The sequence below is a fragment of the Haliscomenobacter sp. genome, from assembly GCF_040403615.1.
In the GTDB taxonomy this organism is placed as follows: Bacteria; Bacteroidota; Bacteroidia; order Chitinophagales; family Saprospiraceae; genus Haliscomenobacter.
Genome location: NZ_JBBAKG010000005.1, coordinates 1 through 12,479, shown reverse-complemented (window position 1 = coordinate 12,479; position 12,479 = coordinate 1). Strand labels below are relative to the sequence as shown.

Here is a 12,479-nt window from a genome sequence, read left to right as displayed (position 1 = left end):
CGTTACTTAGATTTTTTTGGGTGATGTTAGAATGTAACCGTGATGCCACCGTTGAGTACTCGCTGTTGTGGGTAAAACTGGCCAGATGTACTGCTAGCCTCTGGGTCAAACGCACTGAAATCAGTAATGGTGAACAGGTTCAAACCATTGAAGTACAAACGTACGCTGGTCATACCTGCTTTTTTGATCACATTTTCAGGCAAGGTGTAACCAATTTCCATGTTTTTCAGGCGGATGTAATCGGTACTTCTGAACCAATAATCATTGCCACCAGAGAAATACTGGTCACTGCGGTTGGCAATCCGTGGATGTACACTGCTGGGGTTTTCTACCGTCCAACGGTCTTGGTACATTTCCAATAGATAGTTTCCAATGTTGCCCATTTCACCTGGACTAACAAAAGATTTTGCACCAGCCGAACCCTGGAAAAGGATGTTCAAATCAAAACCTTTGTAACTGGCAATCAAACTCAAACCACCCTGGAAGGTAGGAACGTTGTTGAAGTCAGTACGCACACGGTCGTCGGGATTGATTTTTCCATCACCGTTGAAGTCTTTGTACTTCATGTCGCCAGGACGCAGCGTATTGACAATGGCTTTGTAGTCAATTTTCTCCGCATTGATTTCTTCCTGAGTCGCGAATACTCCATCGTACTGGTAAACCTGGACGGCGTTGATGGGGCGTCCAGTAGTCCGTTGCCATTCTGGTGATCCAGGAGCTTCATCCCAGAACAGGATTTTATTTTTGGCATACCCTCCATTCACATTGACACTGAATTTGAATGCGCCAATGTTGCTGCGATAGCCAATCGATGCGTCGAAGCCTTGGTTTGCTACTTCGCCAATGTTTTGCCTTGGCAGAGTCAAACCTGTTGATTGAGGAACGGATGCGTTTTTAAACCACAAGATATTGGTCCGCTTGTTGTTGAAGTAGTCAAATTCAAAGGTGACCTTATCGTTTAGGATCGATCCTTCCAAACCAATGTTGGCGTTGGTAGCGACTTCCCAGGTAATGTTGGTATTGGGAATCCGCGCCTCAAACAAGGTTTTGGTTTCCACATTGCCGAGGATGTAACTATTGAAGCCGTAAGTAGACAGGTACTGGTAGGAATCGATTTGGTCATTACCCAATTGTCCCCAGGATCCTCTTAATTTCAGGTAATTGATCGCAGGGATGGCGTCCATGAATTTTTCGGACGAAATTACCCAACCACCCATTACGCCAGGGAAGAAGCCATAACGGGTTTCTTCAGGGAAGATATCCGAGCCATCGTAACGCCAAAGGAACTCCAGGAGGTATTTTTCCTTGTAGTTGTAAGCAACCCGGCCAAAGTAGTTGATACGTGCAGTCTGGAAGGCACCACCATTGTTGTTTCTTTCGAGGTCACCACCCGCAAACAGCTGGTCAAGCGCTGGTGAAATGAAGAAACGACGGAAAGCGCTGAAGTTGGTACCGTCGATGGTTTCCCGGTTGGTACCCGCTAAAGCGGTCAGGCTATGGTTTCCAAAGGTTTTTTCATAGGTCAAAACTCCACCCAACAAGATGTTTAACCGAGTCGAATTGCCTAAGTTCAGGTTTGGCTCGGCAGGTCCGCGTTTGGCTGCAACCAATTTTGGGGTAACCCCATCGGCTTCAAAGCCAGTGCCTCGCTCAAATAAAGTCCATGGAGTAGTCCAAACTTTGCTGTTTTGGTTGAGTTTGTCGATTGCAGCAGTACCGGAAAATTTCAAACCTTTGATGCCCGGGATTTTGATGTCGATTTGGCCATTGGTTTGGAAAAAATCGCTTTTTGTATCGTTGTAACCCGTTTGATCGGTGGTAATGACCACTGGATTTTGGCCGTTTTCGATGTCTGGCCCAGGGCGTCCATCAGGCCAGTAAGCTGGCTGTTGTGGTTTGCCCCGCATCAACATCCGGAAGATGGCACCCGCTGATTGGGTTGGGTAAAAGCGGTTTTCCTGGCGTCCCAGCATCCCCATATTTACGCTAATGTACTCGTTGATTTTGGCGTCGAGGTTGATGCGCAGGTCGTACTGCTTGTATCCTGTAGCGGAGTTGATGTACACGCCGTCCTGATTTTGGTAACCCAAAGATGCCATGTATTTGAGGTTTTCACCCCCCCCGGTCAACTGTAGGTTGTGGCGTTGTTGTGGCGACCATTCTTTGAGGGTTGCCGCATACCAATCGGTGTTGGGGTGGCCCCAAGGGTCAGAACCATCGCGGTACTTCTGAAAGTCGTCAGGTTGGAATGGTGCTTTACGCACCTGACCGTTAGGACGAGTGTAAGTGCCCGTGGTTTTATAAGCAGTAGTTGCAGCCGCCCATTCGCTGGCAGGTAAACCATAAATGTCCAGATCGTTCAACATTTCGGTGTACTGAGCAGCATCAGCTAGTTTTGGCAATTCGGTGGGTTGGGTGTAACCCTGGTTGAAAGAATAAGACAATTCTGGCTTGCTGATTTTACCCCGTTTGGTGGTGATCAGGATAACCCCGTTGGCTGCACGAGAGCCATAGATGGCCGCAGATGCATCCTTCAATACCGAAATTGTTTCGATATCGTTGGGGTTCAAACGATCCAAGCCCCCTGTACGAGCCGGAATACCATCGATTACGATCAAAGCACTGGCGTTGTTCAACGTATTTGTACCCCGAATCCGAATGCTCGAACCATCGGCGCCCGGTTCCCCACTGCCATTGACCGCTACTACCCCGGCCATGCGGCCAGCAATAGAGTTGGAAACGTTGACCGCGGGAGATTTAACCAGGTCGGAACCTTTCACGCTGGATACTGCGCCAGTAACGGTTTCTTTCTTTTGTACGCCGTAACCTACTACTACTACTTCGTTGAGCAGGAGGTTGTCGGCAACCAAATTGATGTCGAGGTTCGTACGGCCAGCGAGTGGCACTTCTTGCGTTACAAATCCGGTGTAAGAGAAGAGTAAGACCGCATCATTTACATTGGCCACCATCAAGTTGAAGGTACCGTCTACTTCGGTAACTGTGCCTTGGCTGGTGCCTTTGATGAGGATGCTTACGCCGGGGAGCGCTTCTTTCCCTTTCTCCAAAACTTTCCCAGTGACCTTGCTCTGTGCAAACGCACTCGGGGGGAGACTTAGTCCTAACATACACATAATGAGTATGGTAAGACTCCAAAGTTTTGTTTGTTTCATAAATTTTGTTTGTTAGAGAGAATTAAAATTGAGCTGAATAATAATTTAAAATTATCCAATTATTTCAAATAGACATACAAAACGCCGATTAATTTAAAAAATACATTTATAATGTGAAATCAGAGTGTTTTACCATACAATATTCCGATTTTGAAATAGCTCTTTTTCAAACCCAACTACGGTTTAATCTTTACCGACTCCACACCATTTCGCCCATACAGCACTGGAAAATACATTTCCTCCACCCGCACTGGATTCAAGGTGTAAACTCCGCTGAACCTAGGTTCAAGGTTGATTGAAAAGCGGTGCTGGCCAATCGGTAGTTTCTCGCAAAAGATGCTGACTTTTTCTGGGAAGTACTCGCGGTGCACTTCGGGGTAGCGGTAGCCATTGGTTTTTTCGCCATAAGAGCAGCCCGCCGGGATCGGGATTTCGATCATTACGTATTGGCCTTCTTGTTTGACATCCACTTCAGCAATCAATTGAGCAGCTTTGCCAAATTGAAGCGATTTGACAGGTTCTCCCGCAGCTTCGAGGTGGCTGCTTACGGCAAACAGATCGGATTTGGGGGCGGGGTTCGTGTTCCAGGATTCCTGGTAGGCGGTGCAGAAGAATGGGCCGGTGCCTTTGACTGAGAGAACCAATGGTTGATTGGCATTGAAACTGGCACTAAAAGTTTGTTTGCTTACGGTGTTTTTCAATGCACCACTCAATTGTAAGGTGCTGATGTTTAGGGTGCTGTTGCCTTCGCACAGTTCTGGCAAAATGGTAGTGAGTACACTGGCGACCTCCCGGGTATTCATCCAGCCATTGCCCACGCGCTGGCCATCGTGGATGTATCCCCGATGGGTCAGCAGGTGCAAGCGGATGCGCTTGAGTTCTTCCGTCAAGCCTGCTTTTTTGGCAATTTGATAGGCGAGGAGGGTATTGGCTAGGCGGTTGTTGTCCCAACTGTAGCGGTGCAGGTCGTGGTTTTCTTCTTCCCAAAATGCACCGCCGTGGGCGTCGAGTTTACGGTATTTGAGGAAGGTAGATACGGATGGACCAAAGCCCAGTTCTTGCTGAATCCAGATGCGCAATAAATGGTCGTGCAAGGTGGTTTGTGGTAAAGCCAATTTAGTGTATAACCCGGTCGTATCGATGTTCTGACCAGACAGGATCAAGGTTTTCAAACTTTGCAAAAATTCTGTTTCCTTCAGGATTGGCAATTTTATGTTGAGCCAGCGCAATCCGTCCTCCAATGCATTACAGGAATACCCTTCTTGCTGGGCTTTTATCAGCGCCTGAATGACGTAATTGGACATCCACAGATTGTCCGCTCCATTTGGCCACCATCCCCAGGATCCATTCTCGTTTTGGCCTTTTGTTAAACGGGCAATGCCTTCAAGAATCATCTTTTCGGTATTGAGCGGTTGAGACTGTGCCTTGCGGATTTGTTTTTCGCTGAGCAATCCCATCAATTTACTGGCTGTTTGTTCATTGCAACCAAAGGGGTAATCGCGTAGGTATTGGATGTCATCCAACAAAAGGGCTAGTGTGTTGGGTTCGGCGCGAAATTTGATCTGGCCCGTTTTATGACTGAAATCCAGAACGGTGTCTCGCTCGATCACCAGGAAAATTCCTTCTGTCTCTTTGGTGCCGACTGGCAATACGGGAAGCGATCGTTGCTCTCCATCCAGATAGCCATTGCTGGTTTCTAAAGCGTAGGTAAAATGGAGCGAATCTGCTTGAGCCGGAGCTTCAATGCTGACCCTGTCTACTAACCCCTCTTTCAGGGTTTGGGTTTTATCAAAAATGCGGCGATCTTCCACCTGAAAGTAGGTGTGAATGCTGAAGGTATCATTGGTGTAATTGAGCACCTTCCCGTTCAAGGTCGTTTGATCGCCCTGGATCAAAAAACGAGGGGTCGCCAATTGGGCCATCAGAGGCTTGTACGATTGTATATTGCCTTGGTACAAACCTGCTTGCAGCCGCTTATCCGCTCCAATGACAAACACCTTCCAATTGGTGATGTCGTCTGGAAATTTGACCTTGAACTGGGCTTCTCCATATCGGTTGCTACGCAAACGGGGTTGCCAGAAAGCGTGATCGTGGAAGTTTTTGCGGATGGCATTGCTAAAGCTACTTGTATCTGGAAATGACAAAATTGAATTCAAAGATTTGTGTTGCACTTTTCGTTGTGGTACAGCATTTTCAATACCTATTACACTCGACATTGAAGCCATTGTGATGGTTGTAGCACTGCCCACATTCGATCTGCTTCGCAATACGCTGTACCCGCTGGTGACAACTACTTCTGACAATAGATTCGCTGAAGTTCTCATAACAACAACTGAGGGATGGCTTCCCGTTGCGGGTGACCAAGGGATTTCTTCGGTGGTGAAGCCGGTATAGCTGATGACGATTTCAGTGGCTTCAATCGGTACTTCAAGGCTGAATTTTCCTTCAATGTCGGTACTCGTTCCTATTGAGGTATGTTTTACCAATATCGAAGCACCGATCAATGGTTCTCCGTTATCATCTTGAATTTGACCCTGAAGTAATTTTGTCTTGCCACTTGTTTTGATTAATGTTGAACTGTAGTCTCTTCTGGTATTATAGAGGTAGGATGGTTCAGGTACATGGTGTTTAAGTATCTTCCAAAATAGGCTATCTGCTTTTTGGAAATGGATGTTAGTCAGGTTTTTATAGATGAGGGTATCTCTTTTTATTATGATCTTTTTGCGAAAAACGTCTTTTTTCGAATTGAACAACAGTAACTCATATTCTCCGGCGGTAAGATGATTTATACTGCGAGTCCCCGGTTGTAAGACCCACTTGATGCCTTCTTCCAGATTCTGAACAACGACCAAGGATAAGTTCAAAGAGTCAACTGAAGGAATAGGTGTAGGGTATTCAAATTGGTATCGTCCACTTTGTTTTATTTTTTTGAAGGGTATTGGGTCGTAAGGAAACCAGGGCCGAATGGGCGAATACAAGCGGATGGAACTGGGCGAAATGATATGCTGTCTTAGCTTGGGTTGGGGCAACGCTTTTTGCAGGGGTGCGTTTTTGGGCAATTCTGGCACTACGTTATAAGCATACAATCTTTCGCGGTTCTGTTCAATGGAATAGCTAAAGCCAGGTTCAAACAAGAACTGCTTTTTGAAGTTGTTGATTGAAACGTAGTTTAAGGTAGCATGATTGAAAAACGGCCCCACTTTATCGCCAAATTTGGGATTCGCAATAAAGTGAAGATTGTTGGGAGTATCCCAGATGAAAAAACTGTCTCTGTTCCAGGAATTGTTGTTTTTCGGCTCATGAAAAGCCAAAATGCTTTGATTGATCAATAGCTTTTCCTCTTTGGTGAAAAAATCCGATCGCGGAATTTGCCTGATGTGGGCTTTATTTTCCCCATATTTCCAATAATCTTCATTGATGACCAACTCTAGTTTTTCTCCTTTGCGAAGCATAACATTGTCGAGGATGTATTCACAAGTACGGGTTCGAATGGTGATTTGGTTTTCTCCAGGCAAGCCGACAAAGCTATAGGAAGCCTTGTCCTGGGTGTCATAATAGTATACCAGTTTCCGATTGGCATAAATCAAATAGATGGGCTGCATTTTTCCTCCTTTGACCAAAAAAGGAGCAAACTGCGCCACGGTTCGATAAAAAGTATCTTTCTTCATGGAAGTGTCCCGCCAGGTTTGAAGCAGTTGCTGGGTATAGCGGTACTGGTAGAACAGGGAATCTTTGACCTGAAAGGTTTCCGTTAAAAACCGGGTAAACGGGACTTGGTATTTCGATATCGGCGGCTTTTTGTAGTATTGTTTGGCTTTTTTGGGACTCTGTTGTTTTTTATAGCCAATATTGGGCAAGGTGTAGCTTGTCTTTTCCCCAAATTGGGCATTGATGGCCCCAGCACTGAGGTCTACCCCTTTGGCCGGACGTTCATTGCCGCGGTTTACTTTTACTTCGAAACTGACTTCCTGACCAGGAATAACCCGGTCTGGCCCTTCTAATGCAATGGTCAAAGCTTTTTCATAATGCTCAAAGGTCTGCTGTTCTTGGATAATTTCGTCTTGCCATAAATATTGGTAATAAAGATGATAGGTCTGAGGACTCAAGTCTCGATCTTCCCAAGCCCAGGTTGAATCCTGAAAAAAGCCTTCCCTGATCAGTTGGCCTCTCGTTTTGATTTGAAACCAGACCGGAATTTTTTGGGGATTGTTGATGCGCATCTGGATGGAATCCGACGTACGCAAACCTGACACACTGACTGATGCATCGGTATTTTGTGGGGTGTTTCGAGCCTTTAAAGCTGCTGTATGCCAAAACTGGAGGGTTTGTTCTTTGTGCTTCAACTCCCCTGAGCTATTGATGAAATTGACGTGCACGAATAATTCGGCAGAAACGGCTGGAATGAGGGAATCAGGAAGCACCAGATTCCATTCTCCCCTTGCGCCCAGGCTTTCTCTGCTGTGCCAGAGCGTATCTGGCACCACAAGGCTGTCTGCATGAAAATGTTTGATGTAACTGCTCAACAAATACACATCAGCTTCGGCATCTGGAACTGGCAATTCGTTGGTTGTCTTGGCGCTTAGTTTGAGGATACATTTTTCGCCGCGATGAAACGAAGTACTCGAAGCCTTCAGTTCGTACTTGATTTCATCCAATTGATAATCTTCAAGTCGAAAAGTATGGTTCAAACCTTTCCAGTTTTTTGGCCCAGTGTAAGAGATCTCGATGTTGTAATCTTGATCAAGTGGTAGGCTGTCCTTGAGCGGCCATTCCAAAATGTACCTTCCTGGCGTTTCAGCACTAATGGATTTATTGTAGACAACTTTCCCCCAGTGCTGGGTTATTTCCAACTGGAGGCCTCCCTTTAGTGGTCGGCCATTCGGACTGCTGACAAAAGCTTTGATTTTCAGGGTGTCGCCGTGTCTGAACATGGGCTGGTTGAGGGCGATGTAACCTTGCAGGTTGCGAGAAGGTCGTCCTGGAAACCAGTAACGCCAGGGTCTACTCCATTGGTTGGTTTTTATACCGCGTTTGACATAATACACAGGTATGGAAATGAAATTGCGGATTGGCCAGGTTAGGATCCAACCTACTCTAGTGTGGGAGAATCGGTAGTACAAACCCCTCCTATAACGATCCCTTTCGTCGATTTGCCCCAATCGGAAATAACTTTGATGGGTCGGTGTTTCAATTTTTAACAAACCTTCTTTCGGAGCGTGGGCAAGTTGGAAGGATTGAGTTTTTGGATTGAATGGGACTTGTTTGTTTTCAAAAAATACTTTGCTGGGGATGAATTTTTTCCCTTGGTCATTTGTAAACAAAAAGGCAAGTCCTTTGTGGTTGTTGAGCAGCTGGATTTGAGCGGAATCGATACTGTAAAGTGTGACTTCTGCCAACTCCCCTTGATTGGTAACGCTCAGATAATGCCCTTCTTCTTCTTCATACCCATCGATTTCCGAATGAAAAAAACTGGAATCGGGCGCTTTTGTCGGGTTTTGGTACAAGTATTCTGCTTCAGCGGGACTGAGGCGAAAGTATAAGGGCTTGTAACCCTGACTAAACAATATTGAGGCATTCAGAATGAAAGCCAGAACAGTAAAATGGGTTAAGTATTTTTTCATAACGTGTGCGTTTAGCTTCGATGATGCACGAAGTTAGAGGATTGCACACGGGTAATTGGTGGTTTTTTGTCGGGGAAAAGTCAATTTTACTTGCTTCTTTCAGCCAAGCGTTCCAAAATCAAAACCAGCCCTATCCCCAGCGTGTAAGCCAGCATATCCATCCACTCAAAGGAGCTGCCAATGATGACCCTGGCCAGTTTGGAATGCCCCAGCCCCAGGAGATCAACTACACGGAAGTACTGCAAGATCTCTACCGCATAAGCAAACAACAGCACCCCCATTGCAGTAGCAAATACTGGCGCATTGATCACGGCTTTGACACAGCAATAGATCAAAATGACCACCAATAAATCACCAATGTAAGGCCGAATGATGCGGTCGTGCAGGTAAAGGGCAATGAGTACTTCGGTGCCAAATAGGAGCAAAGCGAGCAGGCCGTATTTCAGGCGGCTATCAGCAGATGAGTTCATGGAATAGGTGTTTTAGTTTTTGATTCGGGGTATTTCTGATTTGAATCGAAAGTGTTTTTTTAATTGATTCAGATTACGCAGGCAGCTTCGCTGCTTTGATTTTTCACCACCTTAGAGACCTAAGGGGCACCTGAGGTAATACAGTTCGGATTCTAAGGTGCAACTCAGGTGTCTGAGGTGGTGAAAAAATTACAGCAGCGAAGCTGCTATTGCGTAATGGGAGTAATTAATTCACATCAAACACTCCCTATTGATCTCTGCCACTGACTTGCATCCTGCCAAACGCATCGTCAACTCAAAATCGGTCATCAGGTGGCGCAATACCTGGAATACACCTGATTGGCCATCCAGCGTGAGCCCGTACACGTAAGGCCGACCTAGCCCAACTGCGGAAGCCCCCAATGCCAGCGCTTTAAACACATCGGCGCCACTGCGGATGCCACTGTCGATGATCACCGGAACACGCTGATCTACCGCGGCCACCACGTCAGGCAATGCCTCGATGGCGCTGATGGACCCATCTACCTGACGGCCACCGTGATTGGACACCACCAGTCCGTTCATGCCGTAATCCAGGGCTTTGCGGGCGTCGTCGGGGTGCAAAATGCCTTTGAGCAGGATGGGAAGTTTGGTGTGTTCGCGCAGGAAAGCCAGGTCATCCCAGGTAAGGGCCGGGTTGGAGTAGGTCTGCACGAAGAGTTGCACTGCCGCCATGGGCCGACCCGAGCGCAATTTTTGCACAAAACTGCCTCCTGGATAGCGGTTTACACTTTTGATTAGCCCCTTGATCAGATCCCAGGAAAGCGAGGGTCGGGGAGGAGTGCCATTGGGATCCTGCATTTTGGCGTCCAGCATTTTTTGAAAAACCGGGTCGGAGGTATATTGAGCGATGCCTTTGCCCTCCATAAAAGGCAGGTAAGCTGCGTCGAGATCCATGGTGCGCCAGCCCAGCAGGGTTGTATCCAGCGTCAGGACGATGCCCGCACAACCGCAGGCTTCAGCCCTTTGTACAAAAGATGCCACCAGATCGCGGTTTTTGGACCAGTACAACTGAAAGAAATGCGGCGCAGTGCCCATGGCATTGGCGCAAGTTTCCATTGGTACCGAAGACTGGTTGGAAAAAACGTAAGGAATACCCGTTTCAGCCGCTGCTCTGGCTACGGCCAGGTCTGCCTCAGGATGTACCATCTCTAGCACGCCGATGGGGCAAAGCCAAAATGGAGAGGCAAAATTTTGACCAAACAGGGTTGCCGACGTATCACTTTGCTCCACATTGCGCAGCATGCGGGGCACAATTTTGAAGGACGCAAAACCGGAGCGGTTGTTGGCAACTGTTTCTTGGCGACCCGCGCCACCCACGATGTATCCTGCCGCTTTGGGATCCATTTTTTGAATGGCCTGGGCTTCAAGTTTGTCGAAATCGGGGCTGATGGAGTTGATTTTTCCAGCGAATCCTTTGATGTAGATTTGGCTTTGCCAGTGGTCGGCTTTGAGCATGGTGGTGTTTTTGAAGGGTTGAATTGGACTAAAATAACGTGAGTTTGGAGATTTTCAAAAAGATTGAATACGCTATGTGTTAGCACTAACCACATCTATCATCTTGTAACCGCCCGTTTCAACGGGTGGGGCCAAGCGCATTCACTCTTCACATCTAACATCCTTCTAGAGGCCTGCATCATGAAGCTGTAGTAGATGCAAGCCACTGGAAGGATGTTAGATGTGAGAGAACTCTGGCACTCAACCCCCGACTAAAGTCGAGGGTTACAAGATGATAGATGTATTTGAGCAAATCCCCTAACTCACGTTAAAATAGGACTTTTTGCAAAAAAATCAAACTTTGAGACTTTCATTGAAAAACTTCAGGCTATACTCTAGATTGCGCTCCCAATAAGGCCACTCGTGTCCACCAGGAAACTCCTCGTAGACGTGCGCTATCCCCTGTTCAATCAACTCCCGGTGCAGTTGCCGATTGGCATCGATCAGGATGTCTTCGCTGCCGCAATCAAAACGGAAAGGAGGGAGCTGAGCACGATTTTTCAGCATCCATTCCAGCACGCCATCCTGTTCGAGGGCATCCTTTTGTAGCTGCGCAAAATTGGAGACAAACTGCGCCATCTGCTCAAACTGCGTGATCGAAGAAAGCCCTGAAAATCCTTGGAAAACCTGCGGATACTTGGCTCCCAGCCGCAATGCCCCATAACCACCCATCGATAAGCCTGTAATGAAAAGTGGTGACTCGGTGGTCACAACTGGGAATTGTTCTTGCAGTACTTGAGGCACTTCTTCCACGATCCATTGTTCAAAATTGGAGTCGTGGTGCGGAACGTATCCACTGCCATCTCCGTACAATCCATCCGATGGCATGGCCAAAATCATGGGCTGGATTTGCCCATCTTGAATGAGTCTTTGCGCAGTCAAATGCGCTTTGCCTTTGACCGACCAGGCCCAATGGCTGCCGTATACGCCGTGCAGCAAAATGACTACGGGGCTAGATGCCACCGCTGTTTCGGGGACAAAAACACTCATGTCGACGCGCTGCCCCAAGGCATTGCTCTTGACGGTAAGGAGGTGCAAGCCTCCAGACTCAGCGATTTCGATGGTGAAAAATTGACTCATGGTACAAAGTGATTTTTTGCGTCAAACAAAGGTAATCACGCCTTTGGCATTTTTGCCCGCGTGCATGTCGGCAAAGGCTTGCTCCAGGGCGCTCAAAGGATAGGTTTGGGTGACCATTTCATCCAATACCAGGTCACCTTTGGCATAGAGTTCCTGGAGAATGGGGAAATCGATTTGAGGCCGACATTTGCCGTAAAGAGGGTTGATGTAGATTTTGTCCCACTCAAACAGGTTCATGTCGATCACAATCTCTTGCTCGATGCCGCTGACCTGAACTGCCGTGCCTGCGTTTCTGACCATGGCCAAAGGGGCTGCACCCAGTTCAGGAATGGCGGTACATTCAAAGGCATAATCTGCGCCGCGCCCCTGGGTCATGGATTTGATGGTTTTTGCCGCTTCTAACAGTCCGGTATCGTTCCGATCGGCCAATACCGTATGGGTTGCGCCGTATTTTTTGGCCATTTCCAAGCGCAATGGATTGACATCTACGCCAATGATTTTGGCTGCTCCGGCGATTCTAGCGCCTTGAATGACGTTCAAACCTACACCTCCGGTGCCCAAGACGACTACCGAAGATCCCGTTTTGACTTTGGCCGCATTGA

General features: G+C 47.3%; 6 protein-coding genes. All 6 read right to left on the bottom strand.

All coding sequences use genetic code 11. From position 1 onward, the window contains the following. Window positions 1–26: 26 nt before the first annotated feature. Entirely contained in the window at window positions 27–3,170 is a 3,144-nt protein-coding gene (locus ABW391_RS02870; protein ID WP_353480314.1) for a SusC/RagA family TonB-linked outer membrane protein, read from the bottom strand. Window positions 3,171–3,346: 176 nt separating this feature from the next. After that, entirely contained in the window at window positions 3,347–8,791 is a 5,445-nt protein-coding gene (locus ABW391_RS02865; protein WP_353480313.1) for an alpha-2-macroglobulin family protein, read from the bottom strand. A gap of 86 nt (window positions 8,792–8,877) precedes the next feature. After that, window positions 8,878–9,261 (bottom strand): ribosomal maturation YjgA family protein, encoded by a 384-nt coding sequence (locus ABW391_RS02860; protein ID WP_353480312.1) that lies wholly within the window; start codon window positions 9,259–9,261, stop codon window positions 8,878–8,880. Window positions 9,262–9,492: 231 nt separating this feature from the next. Next, window positions 9,493–10,758 carry an alpha-hydroxy-acid oxidizing protein gene (locus ABW391_RS02855; protein ID WP_353480311.1) on the bottom strand — a complete coding sequence of 422 codons (1,266 nt, stop codon included), beginning with the start codon at window positions 10,756–10,758 and terminating at the stop codon, window positions 9,493–9,495. Between the two features lie 333 nt (window positions 10,759–11,091). Further along, window positions 11,092–11,877, bottom strand: a complete 786-nt coding sequence (locus ABW391_RS02850) for an alpha/beta hydrolase (protein WP_353480310.1) — start codon at window positions 11,875–11,877, stop codon at window positions 11,092–11,094. A gap of 21 nt (window positions 11,878–11,898) precedes the next feature. After that, on the bottom strand, window positions 11,899–12,479 hold a 581-nt coding region (locus ABW391_RS02845; RefSeq protein ID WP_353480309.1), incomplete at its 5' end, for a zinc-binding dehydrogenase.

Bases quoted from the DNA above. Each gene is read 5' to 3' on its own strand.
- ABW391_RS02870 (WP_353480314.1), bottom strand. From the start codon at position 3,170: ATGAAACAAACAAAACTTTGGAGTCTTACCATACTCATTATGTGTATG.
- ABW391_RS02865 (WP_353480313.1), bottom strand. From the start codon at position 8,791: ATGAAAAAATACTTAACCCATTTTACTGTTCTGGCTTTCATTCTGAAT.
- ABW391_RS02855 (WP_353480311.1), bottom strand. From the start codon at position 10,758: ATGCTCAAAGCCGACCACTGGCAAAGCCAAATCTACATCAAAGGATTC.
- ABW391_RS02850 (WP_353480310.1), bottom strand. From the start codon at position 11,877: ATGAGTCAATTTTTCACCATCGAAATCGCTGAGTCTGGAGGCTTGCAC.
- ABW391_RS02860 (WP_353480312.1), bottom strand. From the start codon at position 9,261: ATGAACTCATCTGCTGATAGCCGCCTGAAATACGGCCTGCTCGCTTTG.